Raw genomic sequence first — 19374 nt, 5'->3', positions numbered from 1 at the left:
CAGGACTCGAACCTGCGACCCAATGATTAACAGTCATTTGCTCTACCAACTGAGCTATCGAGGAACTGCTCAAACACGGTGCGTAGTATACTCATAGAAACGTGAGGGTCAAGTATCGATTATGGATGAACGCTAGCCGCTGGTTTCCTGTATCCGTATAATGCGCCTATACATGACAGTGGTTGGCACAGCATACTTGCCGACCGCGCGACAACACTCCATTCATCCTCGTCCACCGACGACTCATAGATGACAGGTACCGATGGCGAAGAAGCTCTTCATCAAAACGCACGGCTGCCAAATGAACGAGTACGACTCCTCCCGCATGGCGGATCTGCTCGGCGAATCTCACCAGCTCGAACTCACTGATAATGAGCGTGAAGCCGATGTCATTCTGCTCAATACCTGCTCGATTCGCGAAAAAGCGCAGGAGAAAGTGTTTCATCAGCTGGGACGCTGGAAAAAGCTGAAAGACGCTAATCCGAACCTGGTGATTGGCGTAGGTGGCTGCGTGGCGAGCCAGGAAGGCGAAGCCATTCGCAAGCGCGCCCCTCACGTGGATATGGTATTCGGGCCGCAAACCCTTCACCGCGTGCCCTCCATGCTGGATGCCCGTGGCAACAACCAGATTGCTGCCGTGGATGTCACCTTTCCAGAGATCGAAAAGTTCGATCACCTGCCCAAGCCCACCTCCGACGGTGCAACGGCGTTTGTATCGATCATGGAAGGCTGCTCCAAGTACTGCACCTTCTGCGTGGTACCCTATACCCGCGGTGAAGAAGTCTCACGCCCCTTCGAAGCGGTAATGGATGAAGTCATCCATCTTTCCGACCAGGGCGTGCGCGAGATCAACCTACTGGGCCAGAACGTTAACGCCTACCGTGGTGAGAACCAGCTTGGCGATGAAATCGACCTGGCCGAACTGATTGCTTGCGTGGCGGCGGTAGAGGGCATTGACCGCATCCGCTTTACCACCTCACACCCGGTGGAGTTTACCGACAGCCTGGTCGACGCCTTTGCCGATATCCCTGAGCTGGTGAGCCACCTACACCTACCGGTACAGTCGGGTTCAGACCGCATTCTTACTGCCATGAAGCGCGGGCATACGGCGGCCGAATACATCGAAAAGATGGAGCGCATCCGCGCCAATCGCCCGGATATCAGCTTCTCCTCTGATTTCATCATCGGCTTCCCCGGCGAAACAGAAGAAGATTTTGAAGCGACGATGAATTTAATTCATCAAATCGGCTTCGATCATTCGTTCAGCTTCGTTTACTCCGCACGCCCCGGCACACCTGCTTCTGGCCTGCCGGATGAAACGCCAGAGAGTGTCAAAAAGCAGCGCTTGGCGATTCTGCAGGAGCGAATCATTCAGCAAACCGCGCAAATTAGCCGCCGCATGGTCGGCAGCACACAGCGCGTACTGGTTAACGGATTTTCGCCCCGCGACCCCGGCCAGCTATCAGGTCGCACCGAGAATAACCGCGTGGTTAACTTCCGCGCTGCCAACCCCACCGAGCTGATCGGCTACTTTGTCGATGTAGAGATCACCGAGGCATTTCCCAATTCGCTACGGGGTGAGCTTGCCTCTCCCGAGCGCTATTGATCGTTCACTTATCACAGATCATTGCCCCGCTTCGGGCGGGGCAGTAAGCTGAACGATACACACACTAACGAGGGGTTCCCCACTCTTGAGCCAGCCAACACCTCAGGCCAATCGCATCATCACCTTAAGCCTTGAACCCAATGATCCGCAGCGCCTTGCTAGCCTTTGCGGCCAGCAGGACGAGCATTTGAAGCTGATTGAAAGCCGCCTAGATGTGACGCTGCGCAACCGGGGCAATGTGTTCCAACTAGCGGGCCCAGCCAACCGCATCAAAGCAGCGGCAAACGTGTTGGAACACCTCTATCGCGAGACAGCGGCGAGCGAACTTGACGCTGACACTGTGCACCTGTTCCTGCAAGAGTCCGGGCTTGAAGCCCTGGAAGAGGAAGAGGACGGCACCGGCAGCGGCGATGAAGTGATCATGCGCACCCCGCGCACCATGATCAAACCGCGCGGGCTTAACCAGCAACGCTACGTCTCTAGCATCCGCGAACACGACATCAACTTCGGCATTGGGCCTGCGGGTACCGGTAAAACCTACCTTGCCGTTGCCGCCGCGGTAGAAGCACTCAATCAGCAGGAAGTACGTCGTATTCTGCTCGTACGCCCGGCGGTTGAAGCGGGTGAAAAGCTGGGCTTCCTGCCTGGCGACCTGGCCCAGAAAATCGACCCTTATCTGCGCCCTCTTTACGACGCCCTGTACGAAATGATCGGTTTTGAGCAAGTCGCAAAACTGATTGAGCGCCAGGTGATTGAGATCGCCCCGCTGGCCTATATGCGCGGCCGTACGCTCAATAACTCCTATATCATTCTGGATGAGAGTCAGAACACCACCCCAGAGCAGATGAAAATGTTTCTGACCCGGATTGGCTTTGGCTCTACCGCCGTGATTACCGGCGACGTGACCCAGGTCGACCTACCCAAGGGCCAGCGTTCGGGGCTGATTCAGGTGCTCGACGTGTTGAAAGATACTCAAGGCATCGGCGTCACCCACTTTGCCGCCAAGGACGTGGTACGCCACCCGCTGGTTCAGCGCATTATCGAAGCCTACGATATGTTTGAATCCCAGCAGGAAGTGGAAGAGCGCGCCCGCCGCGAAGTGCGCCAGCAAGAGCGCGACGCACGCATGCAGGCACGCGAAGGCGCTTGGGATAGCTCGCGATGAGTGAAGGTACAAAGAATGGATGCATCGTTGATCGCCAGACGGCGATCAACGACCCCCAGCTCCCCTCGTTAACACAGCTTACCCAATGGGTGGACTGTGTGTTTGCCCACCACCCAGACGATCAGCGCCTTGAAGTGACTATTCGCTTTGTCGACGAGCTCGAAAGCCAAACGCTCAACCGCGACTACCGCGGCAAAGACAAAACCACCAACGTGCTGTCCTTCCCCTTTGAGAGCCCGCCGGGTGTGGAATTACCGCTACTCGGCGACCTGGTGATTTGCCATGCCGTGGTGGCCCAGGAAGCGGCTGAGCAAGGTAAGCCGATTGAGCATCACTACGCCCATATGGTCGTGCATGGCATCCTGCATTTAATGGGCTACGATCATATGGATGATCAAGAGGCCGAGGAGATGGAGCAGTTTGAGCGCGAGCTGTTAGCGGAGCTAAACATCCCCGACCCTTATGCTGATAACACCCACATGCACAACAGGGATGACGCTTAAACGCCTGCCTCTCTATTATTTGGCAGTAGGTGCGTTAAATCACGTAACAACTAATCTGGTACTATCCCCCGTTTCAGTGATAAAACAGCTACCTGACGACCTAGTCAATGAGATAGCAACTGTCTGCCCGCAAACGAGAGAATTGACGCATGAGCGAAGACCGATCGAGCAACCCCAATCAAAAATCCTGGCTCGAGAAACTCTTTGGCGCCCTTTCCGGAGACAATGACGAACCCAGCTCGCGGGATGAGCTGATGACGTTTTTACGCCATACTGCAGGGAAACTAAAGCTGGATCAGGACGCCATCATGATCATCGAAGGCGCCCTTGAGATCAGCGATCAGCAGGTTCGCGAAGTGCTGATACCCCGCTCCCAGGTATCCGCCATCGCGCTGGATCAAACCAGCGACGGCTACCTACCGCTGATTCAGGAAACCGGTCACTCCCGCTATCCGGTGATTGGCGAGAACTTGGATGATGTAAAAGGCATTCTGCTGGTTAAAGACCTGCTCCCCCTCCTCTCCCAGACGCAGGCCCAGCGTGATGCGTTCAAGTTAGATGACATTTTGCGCCCGGCGATGTTTATCCCTGAATCAAAACGGCTCAACAGCCTGCTCAAAGAGTTTCGGGATACCCACAATCATATGGCGGTGGTGGTGGATGAGTACGGCGGCACCGCGGGCATTATCACCATCGAAGATATTCTTGAGCAGATCGTCGGCGACATCGAAGATGAGCACGATACCGATGAAGAAGACGATATCCGCGAAATAGAGAATGGCCGCTACGCCATTCGCGCACTGACCCCCATCGAAGACTTCAACGAACGCTTCGACACCGAGTTCTCTGACGATGAGTTCGATACCGTTGGCGGCCTGGTGATGCAGCAGTTTGGTCATCTCCCGCGTCGCGGTGAACACACCATTCTGGGCGGCTGGCGGTTTGTGATTCTCAATGCCGACACTCGGCGCATTCGTCTCCTTGAAGCCTACCGCGACACGCGTCGTGATGACGAAGAGGATGATGACCAAGAGAACAAGCCCGACTAGGCGCTTGCTGTCGTGCTGCTCTCTACCCACTTTCTTGCACCTTACCGTAGATAGGTTATCGCTATGGGTTTCCCCCCCGCGTTTTTGTTACAGCTGCTTGCTGCCCTGGTGGCGGGCGGTTTCACCACCCTAACGGCTTCCCCTTTTGAGCTTTGGTGGCTAGGCCCGGTGGCGATTGGTCTGCTCTATGTGGGCCTGCACACCTTAACCCCTGCCCAGGCGGCTCTGAAAGGCTGGTTATACGGCGTGGCACTGTTCGCCAGCGGCACCTCCTGGGTGTATGTCTCTATCCACGACTACGGTTACACCGGCGTGCCGCTCGCCGTTTTCCTTACTGCGCTGTTCGTGACAATTCTGGCGCTGTTTTTTGCCGGCACTTTCTGGCTCTACCGGCGCTTCACCTCCGCACGACTCGCGTTTATCAGCTTTGCGGGCGCCTGGGTACTGGGCGAAGTACTGCGCACCTACCTGTTTACCGGCTTTCCCTGGCTGCTACTGGGCTCTGGTTTTGTCGATTCGCCGCTGGCCGCCTGGGCGCCCGTTGGCGGCGTCTACCTGCTCTCACTTATGGTCGCGCTTAGCGGTGCGCTTGGCGCTGAGCTACTGCTGCGCCGTCAGTGGTGGACGCTTGTCCCACTGGCTGCCATTTGGCTAATTCCCTTGGCACTCCCCCAGCAATGGACTACGCCAGCCGATGAGCCTACACGCGTGGCACTGCTACAGGGCAATCTGCCGCAGCTGTTGAAGTGGACGCCCGAAGGGCAGCGCACTGCGGCGAATACCTATAGTGAACTCACCCGCGAAGTCGCTGATGAGGTCGACCTGATCATCTGGCCAGAAACCGCCCTGCCAATGATGGAAACCCAGGCTCGCCCAGTCCTGGAGCGGGTGCAAGCGAACCTGCCCCCCGACGTCGCCCTACTCACCGGCATCGTTCAGCGCGACGAACAAGAGCGCTACTTCAATAGCGTGATTGGCGTTGGCGACGTAGAGGGCAGCTACCAAAAAGAGCACTTGGTGCCTTTTGGTGAGTACCTGCCGCTGGAGAGCATATTGCGCGGGGCGATCGATTTTTTCGACCTGCCCATGTCCACGTTCACCAAAGGTGCAACGGCGCAAACGCCGATGCAGGCCGCCGGGATCTCAATTGGCAATGCCATTTGCTATGAGATTATCTACCCACAGCTGGTCGCTCGCCGAGCCCAAGACAGCGGAGTGATCATGACGGTGTCTAACGACACCTGGTTTGGCGCCTCAATCGGCCCCCACCAGCACCTGCAGATGGCACGCCTACGTGGGTTAGAGAATGGTCGCTATGTGGTGCGTGCCACCAGTAACGGCATTACCGCTATTATCGATCCCAATGGGCAAATTGTTGAACGCGCCCCACAGTTTGAAACCACAACGCTTACTGGCGAGTTCTACGCTATGGAGGGGCTAACGCCTTTCACCCGCTTGGGTAGCTGGCCGGCTTGGTTGCTGGCAGGCTTGATGCTATTACCCGGCGTGGTGGCAGCGAGAGCCACCCGTCAGGCGTGAAGCGGGAACGTCAGAGGCGTTAGTCACAAGGAAGCTAGAAAAACGGCCCGAGTCCTCTGCTGGACTCGGGCCGTTTTGTTTTACTCAAGCAAGCCGCCTACCTAAGTGGCTAGATAGGCAGCTAGTCAATCCGTTATTTAGGCTGCGCTGTTTTTTAGCGTCGCCATATCAATCACGAAGCGATAGCGAACATCGCCTTTTTCCATGCGCTCAAAACCTTCGTTAATGTTATTGATATCGAGCATCTCGATATCACAGGTAATACCTTGATCCGCGCACAGCTTGAGCAGCTCTTCTGTCTCCGCAATGCCACCAATGAGCGAACCAGCCACCACACGACGCTTAAAGACCAAGTTAAAGGCTTCAATGGCTGGCTCAATAGGCTCAAGCAGACCGACAATGATATGGGTACCGTCATACTTCAGCGACGTTAAGTAAGGGTTTAAATCGTGCTGCACGGGCACGGTATCGAGCATAAAGTCGAAGGTTTCTGCCACCGCATCCATCTGCGCCTGGTCGCTGGAAACCACCACATGGTCAGCACCGTTACGCTTAGCTTCGTCAACTTTGGCGTCGGATCGAGTAAACACAGTGACCTCAGCGCCCAATGCTTTAGCCAGTTTAACGCCCATATGGCCTAAGCCGCCCATACCAATGACACCGACTTTATGGCCTTTACCTACGCCGTGATGCTTGAGCGGTGAATAGGTAGTCACACCAGCGCAGAGAATCGGCGCTGCCGAGGCCAGATCGATACCATCAGGCATTTGAAGCACAAAGTGCTCGCTCACCACGATGGAGTCAGAGTAGCCCCCCTGGGTCAGGGTGCCATCCTGGCGATCTTCGCTGCCATAGGTCATGGTGAAGCCTTCCAGGCAGTACTGCTCTACGCCATCTTTACAGGCGGCACAGGTACGACATGAATCCACCATGCAACCGACACCCACCAGATCGCCGGTTTTAAAACGCGTCACTTTATCGCCGACAGAGGTCACGCGGCCGACAATCTCATGGCCAGGCACTACAGGGTACTGACTCATGCCCCAGTCATTGCGAGCAAAGTGCAGATCGCTGTGGCAGACACCACAGTAGAGAATTTCGATGGCGACGTCATCGGGGCGCGGCTGGCGACGATCAAACGTAAACGGTGCTAAGGGCTTATCGTTAGCAAATGCGGCGTAGGATAATGCTTGGCTCATCGGTGAAACTCCTTATCAGCAAAAGACTGCTCTATAAATCAGCAGACGATTCCCCTCGTGCGAGGTATGCCGATAGTATTCGCCTAATGAGTGATGATAGCGATGAACGAAGCTACGCCATTTTTGCCAAATACTCCGATAACACGTAATAAAATAACAAAAAATGGCCATAAATCGTTATGATTATACAAAAGCCACCAGAAACCAGAGAGACACCCCATGGCCTCCACCGCTCAGGCTGGCAATGCGCTGGCTACCGTTATCGCGCCATTGGTTAAAGGCGACGGCATCAATAACACACCGCTGCCTGGCGTGTCGTTACTCTGTTTAAGCCGCCACCAGATCCGCACACCGCTGATCTATGAGCCAAGTCTGACCATCATTGCCCAGGGGCGTAAAATGGGTTATCTGGGTGATCGCGAAATCTATTACGACCCCGGTCACTACTTAGTCCAAACGCTGCCACTGCCCTTTGAGTGCGAAACCTACGGCTCGCCTGAAGCCCCGTTACTGGGTATATCGGTGCGCCTGGATCCGGCACTGTTAAGCGAGATGGTGATGGCCATGGGCGATACCGGACAGTACATACAGGCGCCACTACCCATGGCTTCGGTAGCCATGACAGAGGGCATGCAGGAGGCCGTATTGCGCTTAGCGCGCGCGCTAAATGTAGCGATAGAGTGCAGCGCCATGGGCAACGCCCGCATTCGTGACGTGGTGTTTGAAGCGCTAAAGGGGGAACAAGGGCCCGCTTTACGGGCGCTGGTACTGGGGCATGGGAACTATTCACGCATCGTGCAGGTGCTGTCTAAGCTTCACACCCATTTTGCCGACGACTTTAGCGTGGAACAGTTGGCAGCGCAGGCCCATATGAGTCCGTCGACGTTTCACCAGCACTTTAAACAAATTACCCGCTCGTCACCGGCCCAATATTTAAAACAGTTGCGGTTGATCAAAGCGCAGCAGTTGCTGCTGCAGGATAATCACAACGTCAATCAAGCTGCTGCTGCGGTGGGTTACCGCAGCGTGCCCCAGTTTAGCCGCGACTATAAGCGCTACTTTGGCGAGCCGCCGCTTCAACATCGCCGTCAGGAGCAAGCGTTACGGGCCTAAGGCCTCGCTGTTAGCGGCTACTATTTATTTTGCAAAGACCTGGCTCATATCTTTAAACGCTTTGAATTCCAGGGCGTTGCCACATGGGTCGAGCAGGAACATAGTGGCCTGCTCGCCGACTTCGCCTTTAAAACGCACGTAAGGCTCAATCACAAACTGTGTATCCCTTGCTTTCAAGCGCTCGGCCAAGGCTTCCCATTCGTCCCACGCCAAGATCACGCCAAAGTGCGGCACCGGCACGTTGTGTCCATCTACCGGATTGGTGTGTGCGCTCTCTTGCCCTGGCGTTTTGGGCTGTTCATGAATGACCAGTTGGTGGCCAAAGAAATTAAAGTCGACCCACTGCTCGCTGGAACGCCCCTCTTCCAAACCAAACACATCGTTATAAAACGCCCGGGCTAGCGCAACATCGTAAACGGGAATCGCCAGATGGAAGGGTGAAAGGCTCATGGTCATTCTCCATATTATGGGATGTTATCAGGGTTAGCGGGCACTTTATAAGGCTCCACTCTGTTCATCCTAGGGCGGCGCATGGGAAAATAAAATCAATAACTATTTAGCTGATTCACAAAAAGGATTTATCAATGATCCGCGAGCTAAAAACGCTGATTGCGGTTGCACAGGAAGGCACCTTCGCCGCCGCAGGCAACAAAATCGGCCTGACTCAAGCAGCGGTCAGCGCACAGATGAAACGTCTTGAGGAAGCGTTGGGTATCCCGCTGTTTGAACGTAAAGGGCGTGCCGCCATATTGACCCAGCGTGGGCAGGAAACGTTAAAACAAGCCCATGCCCTGCTCACCCTCTACAGCACACTGGGTGCTGCGGCAGCGGGCCAACCAGCCACTCAACGGGTCAACATTGGTGCCATCGCTTCGATACAGCGCTCGCTACTGCCCGATGCACTGGCTCGCTTTCATCACACCTATAGCGAGTGCTGCACGCGCGTGGTGCCTGGGCTATCTATGGAACTAGTGAATCAAGTCGACGCTGGGGAGCTGGACATGGCAGTGATTATTCGCCCGCCCTTTTCACTGCACAGCGATTTGCGCTGGACGCCCCTAGCCCATGAGCCTTTTCGATTAATCGTCCCGCACCATATTGACGGCGACCAGTGGCAGGAACTCATCACCCAACAGCCGTTTGTCCGCTATGACCGTGCCTCTTTTGGGGGCCGTCAGGTAGATCGCTTCCTTCGTCACAATCACTGCAACGTGCGTGAAGTGTGCGAAGTCGATGAACTGGAAGCCATCGTTAAACTCGTCGCAAAAGGAGTAGGCGTTGCCCTGGTGCCACAAGCGATAGCACAGCAACACTGGCCATCGGGAGTGCGTGCGATTGATTTAGGCGAGCACACTTTTCACCGCGATGTGGGTCTGATTCATCCCACCAGCGGCCATTTAAACGAACCCGCTAGGGCGCTTGCTCAACTGATTGGCGAAATCGCCCAGCGTCCTGACAAAGGAGTAAATGGATGAAGCCAGAGGATCTGGAAAAATTAGTGACGCGTACCATGCCCTTTGGCAAGTATGAGGGTCGGCTTATCGCTGATCTTCCCGGCCCCTATCTAAACTGGTTTGCACGGGAAGGGTTTCCCTCCGGGGAGATTGGTCAGTTGCTGCATTTAATGCATGAAATCGATCACAATGGGCTTGGCCCGCTGCTTGATCCACTGCGTAAAGCGCCGAGTCAGCGTGGCGAAACCTAAGGATTGGCGTTTTTTCGGCATTCTAACGCGCGTTGAGAGCACGCTGAAATTCAGCCCGATAAGCCGTCTCATGCTGTGCAGTATCCGCAGGAAAGCGGCCTAAGGCGACGGCTAGTTCAAAAAAGCCAGCCGCAGGTAAACCATCGCCTCGGCGGCTGACCACCAGCGCCGCGATGAAAGGCTTCTGCTGGGCAGCGTCTTCACGCATTAACTGCTCTAATGCCTGGGTGACTTGAGCAATAGTGCGCGGCGGCGTGAGCGCTAGTGCACTAGCCACCTGCTGATACGTCATGGGCAGAGTGTCACGCGGTGCACTGAGCAGTAGCTGGCGAAGCGCGGCTACGTTATCGGTCATATCTATCCTATCGTCTGGTTTAAAATGTTCACACTGCCCATTGGCGAAGTGTTTGTGCTAAGAGTAGCGAAATACGCGGTGATAAGGAGAGAACATGGTAACGCGACTAACAACGGTACGCCCTCGTGGAGGCCGTTGGCCAGGTATACTGGCTGGCTTGGCCATTCTGCTGCTAGCGGTGGCGGCCCTAATGATGGCGGGCGCTGGGCCTGCTTATCGGGGCGAACTCGTCAGCTTAGGTGAGGCGTTTAACTTACTTCGCAACGGCGTCTATGCCGCCGGAGCCGCAATAGCGATCAGTATTATCACGCTGCTGTTTAGCATGCTGATGCGTCGTTCCAGGCCGGCATTCATCGCCACCCTGGTCATCGTCGCCGCGGCTGCACTGCTTTACATACCCTGGCAGCACTGGCAACGCGCTCAACAGGTGCCTGCGATTCACGACATCACCACCGATACGCAAAACCCTCCTGCCTTTGAAGCGTTAGCTGACGCAAGAGAAGCGGCGCCTAACGCGGTTGACTACCCGGGCGGTGCCACCGCACAGCAGCAGCAAGCAGCCTACCCTGACATCAAGCCGCTGGTCTTGGACGAAGCCCCACAAACGGTACTCGCTGCCGCGCAAGCAGAGGCCGAAGAGGCTGGCTGGCGTATCGCCCGAATTACCGACAATCACATAGAAGCCACCGCGACCACGCGCTGGTTTGGCTTTGAGGATGATGTGGTGATTCGCTTAACTGAGGTTGAGAACGGGGTGCAGGTGGATATGCGCTCGGCGTCACGTCTGGGTGCCAGCGACGTGGGCACCAACGCGGCAAGAATCGCAGCTTTTTTAACGTCGCTGGAAGCGCGGCTTAAATAGCTCGTATTCGTTAATGTATCTGATCGCGCTTATGGCTATCTTCGCGCGCTAAAATTTGCTCAGCGTCCAGGGTGGCGATAGGCACCTGGTGGTGGGTGGGGATATCTCCACTCAACTGAAGCGCTTGATAACGCAGGGCACAAACGCGTAAAAACGAGGTGAAGTTGCCCAAATCGTGTCCGGCGTCGATGGATTCGTGATACAGCCGGGTGATCATCTGGGCCGTGTTCATGCCATCACGCTGGGCAATCTCTTCGAGAATATGCCAGAAATAATTCTCCATACGCACGCTGGTGACCATGCCATCGATACGCAGCGAGTGTGTCGCGCTGCGCCACAGCTCGGGGTCAGCTTGAACGAACAGTTTACACATGGGCGTAGTCTCTTTTGGTAAACATCTTCTCTTGGACTATTCGTGTCCACACGAGTCATTAGCATAGCGGACATAGGCGCAGAGCGCCCAGCAGGTGCTGGGCGCAAACGTCGTTATCACCGCAGATAACCTTACTTATTCAGTAACGCCATAAACTGGCCAAGCCAAGCCGGGTGTGCAGGCCACGCAGGGGCAGTGACCAGGTTGCCATCGGTTACCGCATCGGTCACTTCCAGGTTGGCAAAGTGACCACCGGCAAGCTCCACCTCCGGCTGGCAGGCCGGATAAGCGGAGCACTGCTTCCCTTCCAGTACTTTTGCAGCGGCTAATAGCTGAGCACCATGACAAATCGCCGCCACAGGCTTGTTGGTCTCAAAAAAGTGCTGAACCATGGTTAGCACCTCTTTGTTCAAACGAAGATATTCTGGGGCACGACCACCAGGCACCACCAAGGCGTCGTAATCGGCGGGGTTAATGCTGGCAAAATCAGCATTCAAGGCAAAGCGGTGGCCGGGCTTTTCGGAGTATGTTTGATCACCTTCAAAGTCATGAATTGCCGTCGCCACCGTATCGCCTGAGGCTTTCCCAGGGCAGACAGCATCGACACGGTGGCCAACGGCCATGAGTGCCTGAAATGGCACCATGGTTTCATAATCTTCGGTGAAATCACCGGTGATCATTAAAATGCGCTTGCTGCTCATCTCAGTGCTCCTCTTATCTATCTTATGGTTATTGATCGAGTGTTTGAGCACACGCGGGGCGTGTTAGATGAGACTAGCAAGCGCGCCCTGCTATCGGGTAGTAACTCAATACTACAGTGAAACTTCCTTCTGCGGCGGCAGCGTCAGTTGAGGCTGTCCGGCATGGTCGCTAACACGGAAGCGTCCTACCAGCGCATGCATGTCACCGGCACGATCATCCAACGTGTGGCTGGCTGTGGTCGCTTCTTGCACCAAGCGGGCATTCTGATGGGTCACTTGATCCAACTGCGAAATCGCCTGGTTGATCTGGTCGATTCCAGCCGATTGCTCATGGGTCGCTCCCGCAATTTCGGTAACATAGCGTGTTACCTCACTCAGGCTATCAATGATTTCCTGTAGGTGTTTGCTTGAGGCGTTGACCAGTTGCTCACCCTCACTTACCTTGGCGACACTATCGTCTACCAAATGGCGAATTTGGGCGGCTTCTTCGGCGCTGCGTCCGGCTAGTTTGCGAACTTCCTGGGCCACCACGGCAAACCCACGCCCCTGCTCTCCCGCTCGCGCCGCCTCAACAGAAGCGTTAAGTGCCAGCAAGTTGGTTTGAAAGGCGATATCGTCGATGGCTTTAATGATCGAGGTGATCTTTTCGCTTGCCTCGCGAATATCACTCATCGCCGACGTCGTGCGCGTGGACACATCGCCTGCAGCACGGGCGCGCTGGTCAACATTACCGCTAGCGTCTTTGGCCTGGTCAGCGTACTCAGCCGTTTGTTTGACCGTGGCAGTAATCTCTTCAAGGCTTGAAGCCGTTTCCGCCAACGACGCCGCCTGCTGATCGGTACGCTGGGAGAGATTCTCATTACCCGCGGCAATTTGACGGCTGCTGGCCGCAATGGCTTCAGCGCTTTCACGAATTTGCGCCACCATGCCTTCAAAGGTATCCATCATGTTATTGAACGCTTGAGCAGTTTGGCCCACTTCATCGTTGCGCTTAAGTTCAAGACGCTTAGACAGGTCAGCATTTTCGCCTGCGGCGCCGCTGATATTTTCCATTTGGTGACGCATCGCCACTAGCGGGCCCAGCACTCGCACCATGGTACGCCAGCCAAAAATCGCCAGTAGTGCGATAACCGCTAGAGTGACCATAATCAGTAACGAGCGACCCGCGTTGGCTAAGGTTTCGGCCTGGGTAGAGGCAGTTTGGGCTTGTCCAACGGTATAGGCTTCAACATCACTCAACGCATCACGCATTTGGTTCATGGATTCAGCCACACTGGTAAGTGCAGCTTGTACCTGTTCGTGTAGCGCCAGCTGTTGCAGACGTAATTCATACACAGCGTTGTCATCGGACACCATCAACCCTTCCAGCTCAACAATGACATCGTCTAAGTCTAGAATAAGCGTGCGCTGCTCTGCTTCGGTGCTAGGTGCTTCTGCAATCGCCGCTAATGATTGACGAGCCAACCCCACCTGTTGGGCAATTTCGTTGTAACGCAGGTTGACCAATGCATCGGCACTGCCCGTTTGCATCATCTGACGGCCAAGGTCGGATAGCTGCGCCAATGCCATGCGCGCGTTTCCGCTTAAACGACCAATATCAGCTTGTGTCGCAAACATGTTGTCCAACAGCTGCGTTGGCAGCGTGGTCATGCCATCTTCGCGCCAGGCTTCCATCAATACACGCTGCTCTTGGCGATTGCGAACCTGCGCCAGTGCAGCACGCCCAGCAATATTTTCCGCACTCAGCATTACTTGAGAAATTAGTGCTTGCATAGCACTAATCCGATCAGCCATCTGTATTTGCAGGCTCAGCTCCTCACGCCGCACCGCTTCAAGCGCCGTATCGCCTCCCAACAACGCTTGGTAGTGGCTCTCTAGTGCACTCAGGCCTTCAGCTATATCGATTCCACTCAATGCTTGCTGTGCAGCGCGAAAGCGTTCATCTAATTCGCTTTGAGGGGTGGCCGCGTCAAGGGCTGCTACGTTCTCTGCCGCAAGCAAATCCGCGTGACGTTGGCCAAACGCTCCCATCGTGAGCACCATGCCACGGCTGGCATCTTCAAGCGGGAGCACCTCACCAATAATATAACGCTGCGAATCAATGAGCCGTTGGTTGGTCACCCAGCCCGTTGCCGCTAGTACTATGGCTCCCAGCACCGCTGCTAAGAACAGGCTGATCAGCATTGCTCGAATACTTAAGGTTTTTTTCATTATCTGTTTTCACTTGTGTCAGGGTCTTACAGGTAACGTAAGCTTTGTGAATCGAAGCTTTAGGGCAACAGGCTCGCCCACTCCACCGACTCAAAACGGCCGTTTGTGATAATAGTGGGCCACACAGCATCGCTGGCTTGATGGTCGTTCGGCCCCAAACTAACCGGCTCCTCTAGTCCAATATCAACCGAACCCAAGCCGAGCAGACCATCCACAATCGCCTCACGATCAGGGTTAGCCCCGGCCGCTCTTACACCCTCAACAAAGAGTTTTGCCGCCAAATAACCCTCCAGGGAAATAAAGTCAGGCTCGCTACCCTGGGCATGGGTTGCTAGCGCTTGCCGGTAGGCCTCAACGGCAGGGAGGTCGGCATTTAGGGGCGGGACTACCTGAGTGATGATGACGCCTTCTGCGAGATCACCGAGCTCATCCATAAGGGCTTGGCTGCCCACAAAAGAGACATTCAGAAATACCGTGTCTGGAAGATCGTTTTTCGCTTCACGGATGAAGTCCGCCGCGGGGCCGTATGTACCGACAATGATAACGGCGCGCGGCGTCACCGGCGCTTCCAGAATGGTCGCTAGCCCCTGGTGGATATTACGCGTTCCGCGGGTAAAGCGTCCGTGGGCCAGCGCTGCGATATTTTCAACGCCATGAGCGGCTAACGCTTTTGTGGCGCCATTATATCCCGCATCGCCAAAGCTATCGTTTTGGGTAAAGAAGGCAATTTCCTCGGGCAAAACACCTGCTTCCAACAACCCGTCCACCATGGCAGCGGTTTCTTGTACGTAGCTGGCCCGATAGTTAATCACGTAGCGGTCTGGCGGTGTCTTACGCAGTACGCCTGCACCGGTAAACGCCCCATAAAGCAGCGTTTCATATTCGTTATAAATGGGAATGGTAACGGTAGCCGTCGGAGTACCGACATTGCCAATCGCCGCCAGCACTTCATCCTCTTGAATAAGTTCGCGGGTATTACTGGCGGCCTGCAGTGGTTTGTACTGATCATCCCGGGCAATCAAGGCAAGCGTTTCACCATTAACCCCGCCCGCCGCATTGACCTCGGCAAAGTAGGTTTCGATACCTTTCTGCATGCCCAACCCAAGCGGTGCAGCGCCTCCACTGGACGGGGCGACAATGCCAAAGGTAAGCTCTGCCTGAGCAAATAGAGGAGCAAGCACTCCGCCTAATACAGTTATTGTGAATAAAGCCCTTTTTAGCAAGGCCTTTCTTAACAACTTGGTTCCCAATCGTCGCATTGATCTGCTCCTTAATAGCTAGATCACTTCCCCACGTAAATAGCATGGGCGAAAGTGCGTAGCTTTCCCCTCACACTTTCGCCACATTACCGAACTTTTGTTTATTGCTATCTGAGTATTACTGTCTGTGTATTACTATCGGCAGGAGAATATACGACTAAAGATTAATTATCGTTAATTAATGAGTAACGTTTGTTACTCACTCTGTAACACTCACTCACAAGCTGACAAAGCAAGCCAAATGATCCCAAAAATCATGCTCTTAAAATCTCAACCGGTTGCTAAGCGGGCCTTTCGATAGCGAAACGATCGCTAATGCGGATGTAATCGCTGCCTGCTAGACGTCCAACAGGTTTGAGTAAATCCATATCCACATGGCGACCGTCCCACAGCGAATCATCAATATGGATGGAGACGACTTGAGCCAGTACTAATGTGCCTGCCAAGGGCTGATCTCCAAAGCTAATCATATCGAACAGTTTGCAGCCAAACGCCACGGGCGCGTTGGCAATCCGCGGCACGCTTACGCCAGACATCTCAGCCTTTTCAAGACCGGCCAGGGCGAACTCATCCTCTCCTGGGGGCAAGCTGGCGCTGGTGGTATTAAGCGCTTCAATTAACCCTTCACTGCCCACATGCACGACACACTCTGCGACGTCTTTTAAATTACGCACCGTATCTTTCAGCTCACCGCTGCCATTGAGCAGAGGGGAAAACGCCAGCACTGGAGGATTCACGCTGGCCACATTAAAGAATGAGAACGGTGCTAAATTGGCATTTCCCTGCTTATCCTGGGTAGATACCCAGGCAATAGGTCGGGGGCAAACAGTGCCCGATAGCAACCGATAAATAACCCCTAGGCTTAGTGGGGACTCATCCAAAAGGTAGTCGCTCATTTTTGACTCCTGGGTAATGGGTTTAGGCGTATTATCAACCTATAACAGCTATTACTTTACAATAGCATTGCCAGCAAGGAGCCGATTTGATGAAGATTGTTATTGCCGATGATTATCAGGACTGCGTGCGCGATTTAGACGCCTTCAAGCAGCTAGAGGGCCATGATGTCTCGATTTATCACGACACGCTCACCGACCTGGATGCATTGAGCAAGCGTTTTCAGGATGCCGAAGCGTTAGTGCTCATTCGTGAACGCACTCCTATCACCGCTGCACTGCTTGAGCGGTTACCTAACCTGAAAGTCATCAGTCAAACCGGCGGCGGCGCGGCGCATGTGGATATAGCGGCCTGCCGCCGCCATGGTATCACTGTCATGGCGGGCACCGGCTCCCCCTACGCTGCAGCAGAGTTAACCTGGGGTTTGGTGCTTGCCGCCATGCGCCATATACCGGCAGAGGTTGAGAATCTTAAGGCGGGCCGTTGGCAGCGTACCCTAGGCACGGGCCTCAAAGGCCGCACCCTAGGCATTTTTGGCTACGGCAAAATTGGCAGCTTGGTAGCACGCTATGGCCAGGCTTTTGAAATGAAGGTGTTGGTGTGGGGACGAGAAGGCACCCGCCAGCGCGCTGCTGAAGCAGGAATAGAGGTAGCCAAAAACCAGACCGATTTGTTCCAGCGTGCTGATGTACTCAGCCTGCACCTGCGGCTGAACGACGATACACGCGCTATTGTCAGCGCCGAATCTCTCGCTCAAATGAAACCCACCTCCCTGCTCGTCAACACCAGTCGCGCTCAATTAGTTGCCCCTGGGGCGCTTGAGAAGGCTCTAAAAGCCGGTCGACCAGGCCAAGCCGCAATCGACGTTTTTGATACGGAACCGCTGTTAGCTGACTCGCTGCTGGAACAACCCAATCTCGTCGCCACTCCCCACCTTGGCTATGTGGAAAAAGATAGCTACGAGCTCTATTTTGGCGATGCCTTTAGCAACTTGCTGGCGTATATCGCTGATCAACCCATCAACAATCTAGCCCGTTAATTGAGCGTGCTAGAGAGCGTAGCGGCCACCGCCTCTGTGCCAATTGTGCTAGCCTATAAGCCAATAAGTAACACAGAGGCCATTAATGCTCACCATTTCTAGCAACGTTACCCTGGCTGATTGGGAGATTGATATTAGCCAGATTCGCGCCCAAGGCGCGGGCGGCCAGAATGTCAATAAAGTCGCCTCAGCGGTACACCTGCGCTTCGATATTTTGAGCTCCACGCTGCCACCGCTGTACAAAGAGCGTTTAATGGCGCTGTCTGATCAGCGCATCAGTAAAGAAGGCGTGGTGATTATTAAAGCCCAAAGCCATCGTAAGCTTGAACTGAATAAAGAGGATGCGCTGGCGCGTTTAAAAGAGCTGATACAGAGCGCCACCAAACCGCAAAAAGTACGCCGCGCCACCAAGCCCACCAAAGGTTCGCAGCGCCGCCGGGTCGACCATAAAACCCGTAAGGGCAAAATTAAATCGCTGCGCGGTAAGGTGTCGGCCTCTTAATGACCAAAGACTCCGCACCTCCCGCTCCGCGCCCTCTTTCGCCCTGCATACAGATCTGTCAGATTGAACCAACCACATCGGTATGCGAAGGGTGTGGCCGCACGCTGGATGAAATTGCGCTTTGGGGCAGCATGACCGAGGCCGAAAAGACCCCGGTATGGGAACGCTTGGTAGCCGAAGGCTATGTTTCTAAAGGCTACGTTCCTAAAGACAATGTTTCCAAAGGCTACATTTCTAAAGGCAGTGTTTCCGGCGGGTGACGGTCGCGCAATATATGGTGTAGCTCTCCACACGCGACCATCGGGTCATCACAGTTAATAACGATATCCGAGTGGGCCAGTACATAGCTGCGGCCGGTAATGGTATTTTCGACGACCTGGTAAGCCCCTTCCTGATGGGTGCCAATGAAGGTGCCGATAAACCCCGTCTCACGTAGTGACACCGTCTCTAGCTTATCACCTACATTCAAACGTCCTTCGTAATTCATTAGCGCTAGACGTGCCGAGGTGCCGGTGCCCGTTGTGCTGCGGCAAATAACACCTGGATGCACGTAGGTCGTTGACCGTGAACGTGTATACCCCTCCCCTATCTGCTCTTCAGGGCCCATAAAGTGCAAAAATGGCAGCGGACCCACATCGCCCAGAGTGTAGTGGGAAAAGCCCCGCTGCGCTTTTATCGCTTCGACAATTTTGTAGGCGCACTCCGAAAGCGCACGCTCCTCATCACGGGAAAGCTTAAAGCCCAGCTCAGTGGCATCGACCAAAGCGTAAAAGCCACCACTATAGGCGATGGAGTAAGTCACTTCGCCAATACCCGGCACGTGAATCTTATCGCGATAGGTATCGATATAGCTGGGCAAGCCGCCACAGGTCACCGATTCCACCACACCGTTGTGCACTTTCGCTTCGATTTGCACTAACCCCGCCGGCGCTTCCAACTTAAATCGCTGTATGCCTTCCTGCTTGGGGACAATACCGCTCTCAAGCACCGCTGTGGCAGTACACAGCGTGTTGGAACCGGAATAAATGGGGTACCCCATTACTTCCATAATGATGTAACCCGCCACTGCCTCGGGATGGGTGGCTGGCACTAACAGGTCGACCGACATCTCCGGAATACCGTAGGGCTCTTCAAGCAGCAGGCGGCGCAAACCGTCGGCGTCATCGCGCAGATACTCCATCTGCTCGCGCACGGTAGCGCCAGGCAGACTATCTATCCCCCCCGTGACGATACGGCTAACATCACCTCCTGCATGGGTGTCCATTAGCTGGATGGTATGAAGGTTAGGCACTGGCGGTG

Annotated in this window: 21 protein-coding genes; 12 read left to right on the top strand and 9 right to left on the bottom strand. The window is 54.7% G+C overall.

Translation table 11 applies throughout. From position 1 onward, the window contains the following. The first annotated feature begins 262 nt into the window (after positions 1–262). From miaB to lnt, 5 genes are all read left to right on the top strand, one after another. The gene (miaB, locus tag JI62_RS05585) at positions 263–1606 is read left to right on the top strand and encodes a tRNA (N6-isopentenyl adenosine(37)-C2)-methylthiotransferase MiaB (protein WP_088699214.1); all 1344 of its coding nucleotides are present in this window, start codon (positions 263–265) and stop codon (positions 1604–1606) included. A gap of 85 nt (positions 1607–1691) precedes the next feature. Continuing rightward, entirely contained in the window at positions 1692–2771 is a 1080-nt protein-coding gene (locus JI62_RS05580) for a PhoH family protein (RefSeq protein WP_088699213.1), read from the top strand. After that, positions 2768–3274: an rRNA maturation RNase YbeY gene (ybeY, locus tag JI62_RS05575; RefSeq protein WP_088699212.1), complete on the top strand. Its 507-nt coding sequence runs from the start codon at positions 2768–2770 to the stop codon at positions 3272–3274. The genes JI62_RS05580 and ybeY overlap by 4 nt, the downstream gene beginning before the upstream one ends. A gap of 149 nt (positions 3275–3423) precedes the next feature. Beyond that, a complete protein-coding gene (locus JI62_RS05570) occupies positions 3424–4323 on the top strand; it encodes an HlyC/CorC family transporter (RefSeq protein WP_088699211.1) in 900 nt (299 codons plus the stop codon). A gap of 63 nt (positions 4324–4386) precedes the next feature. Continuing rightward, positions 4387–5862 (top strand): apolipoprotein N-acyltransferase, encoded by a 1476-nt coding sequence (lnt, locus tag JI62_RS05565; protein ID WP_088699210.1) that lies wholly within the window; start codon positions 4387–4389, stop codon positions 5860–5862. A 137-nt stretch (positions 5863–5999) separates the two neighbouring features. Here the strand turns inward: lnt and JI62_RS05560 are convergent, their stop codons facing one another. Then, complete coding sequence (locus tag JI62_RS05560; RefSeq protein ID WP_088699209.1) at positions 6000–7061, bottom strand: NAD(P)-dependent alcohol dehydrogenase; 1062 nt, start codon at positions 7059–7061, stop codon at positions 6000–6002. Between the two features lie 219 nt (positions 7062–7280). On the opposite strand from JI62_RS05560, the gene JI62_RS05555 reads away from it, so the two are divergent. Continuing rightward, the gene (locus tag JI62_RS05555; protein ID WP_088699208.1) at positions 7281–8174 is read left to right on the top strand and encodes an AraC family transcriptional regulator; all 894 of its coding nucleotides are present in this window, start codon (positions 7281–7283) and stop codon (positions 8172–8174) included. A gap of 24 nt (positions 8175–8198) precedes the next feature. On the opposite strand, the gene JI62_RS05550 is transcribed toward JI62_RS05555, so the two are convergent. Beyond that, a complete protein-coding gene (locus JI62_RS05550) occupies positions 8199–8624 on the bottom strand; it encodes a VOC family protein (RefSeq protein WP_088699207.1) in 426 nt (141 codons plus the stop codon). Positions 8625–8758: 134 nt separating this feature from the next. Here JI62_RS05550 and JI62_RS05545 point away from each other — a divergent pair, with 134 nt between their 5' ends. Then, the gene (locus JI62_RS05545) at positions 8759–9649 is read left to right on the top strand and encodes a LysR family transcriptional regulator (RefSeq protein ID WP_088699206.1); all 891 of its coding nucleotides are present in this window, start codon (positions 8759–8761) and stop codon (positions 9647–9649) included. Then, on the top strand, positions 9646–9879 hold the full coding sequence (locus JI62_RS05540; protein ID WP_088699205.1) for a DUF3820 family protein: 234 nt from the start codon (positions 9646–9648) through the stop codon (positions 9877–9879). The genes JI62_RS05545 and JI62_RS05540 overlap by 4 nt, the downstream gene beginning before the upstream one ends. A 22-nt stretch (positions 9880–9901) precedes the next feature. Here JI62_RS05540 and JI62_RS05535 read toward each other — a convergent pair whose 3' ends face one another. Further along, on the bottom strand, positions 9902–10234 hold the full coding sequence (locus JI62_RS05535) for a hypothetical protein (protein WP_088699204.1): 333 nt from the start codon (positions 10232–10234) through the stop codon (positions 9902–9904). 94 nt (positions 10235–10328) lie between these two features. On the opposite strand from JI62_RS05535, the gene JI62_RS05530 reads away from it, so the two are divergent. Beyond that, positions 10329–11096: a DUF1499 domain-containing protein gene (locus JI62_RS05530; RefSeq protein WP_088699203.1), complete on the top strand. Its 768-nt coding sequence runs from the start codon at positions 10329–10331 to the stop codon at positions 11094–11096. A 10-nt stretch (positions 11097–11106) separates the two neighbouring features. Here the strand turns inward: JI62_RS05530 and JI62_RS05525 are convergent, their stop codons facing one another. From JI62_RS05525 to JI62_RS05505, 5 genes are all read right to left on the bottom strand, one after another. Then, the gene (locus JI62_RS05525) at positions 11107–11469 is read right to left on the bottom strand and encodes a ribbon-helix-helix domain-containing protein (protein WP_088699202.1); all 363 of its coding nucleotides are present in this window, start codon (positions 11467–11469) and stop codon (positions 11107–11109) included. 131 nt (positions 11470–11600) lie between these two features. Beyond that, positions 11601–12170 (bottom strand): DJ-1/PfpI family protein, encoded by a 570-nt coding sequence (locus JI62_RS05520; RefSeq protein ID WP_088699201.1) that lies wholly within the window; start codon positions 12168–12170, stop codon positions 11601–11603. A 111-nt stretch (positions 12171–12281) separates the two neighbouring features. Then, positions 12282–14381 (bottom strand): methyl-accepting chemotaxis protein, encoded by a 2100-nt coding sequence (locus tag JI62_RS05515; RefSeq protein WP_088699200.1) that lies wholly within the window; start codon positions 14379–14381, stop codon positions 12282–12284. Between the two features lie 59 nt (positions 14382–14440). Further along, on the bottom strand, positions 14441–15562 hold the full coding sequence (locus tag JI62_RS05510) for an ABC transporter substrate-binding protein (protein WP_240513148.1): 1122 nt from the start codon (positions 15560–15562) through the stop codon (positions 14441–14443). Between the two features lie 359 nt (positions 15563–15921). Continuing rightward, positions 15922–16536, bottom strand: a complete 615-nt coding sequence (locus tag JI62_RS05505) for a flavin reductase family protein (RefSeq protein WP_088699198.1) — start codon at positions 16534–16536, stop codon at positions 15922–15924. A gap of 89 nt (positions 16537–16625) precedes the next feature. On the opposite strand from JI62_RS05505, the gene JI62_RS05500 reads away from it, so the two are divergent. The 3 genes from JI62_RS05500 to JI62_RS05490 all read left to right on the top strand — a co-directional run bounded on the left by JI62_RS05500 (position 16626) and on the right by JI62_RS05490 (position 18335). Further along, a complete protein-coding gene (locus tag JI62_RS05500) occupies positions 16626–17573 on the top strand; it encodes a D-2-hydroxyacid dehydrogenase family protein (RefSeq protein WP_088699197.1) in 948 nt (315 codons plus the stop codon). An 85-nt stretch (positions 17574–17658) separates the two neighbouring features. After that, on the top strand, positions 17659–18075 hold the full coding sequence (gene arfB, locus JI62_RS05495; RefSeq protein ID WP_088699196.1) for an alternative ribosome rescue aminoacyl-tRNA hydrolase ArfB: 417 nt from the start codon (positions 17659–17661) through the stop codon (positions 18073–18075). After that, the gene (locus tag JI62_RS05490; RefSeq protein ID WP_088699195.1) at positions 18075–18335 is read left to right on the top strand and encodes a DUF1289 domain-containing protein; all 261 of its coding nucleotides are present in this window, start codon (positions 18075–18077) and stop codon (positions 18333–18335) included. Before arfB ends, JI62_RS05490 begins: the two co-directional genes overlap by 1 nt. On the opposite strand, the gene JI62_RS05485 is transcribed toward JI62_RS05490, so the two are convergent. Then, positions 18302–19366 (bottom strand): proline racemase family protein, encoded by a 1065-nt coding sequence (locus JI62_RS05485; protein ID WP_170938482.1) that lies wholly within the window; start codon positions 19364–19366, stop codon positions 18302–18304. The two genes, JI62_RS05490 and JI62_RS05485, sit on opposite strands and share 34 nt — an antisense overlap. Between the last annotated feature and the right edge of the window lie 8 nt (positions 19367–19374).

The organism is Halomonas campaniensis (assembly GCF_002211105.1).
GTDB lineage: Bacteria > Pseudomonadota > Gammaproteobacteria > Pseudomonadales > Halomonadaceae > Vreelandella > Vreelandella campaniensis_A.
Note: the sequence above shows the minus strand (reverse complement) of the source record. Positions and strands in the feature narration are given on the sequence as shown.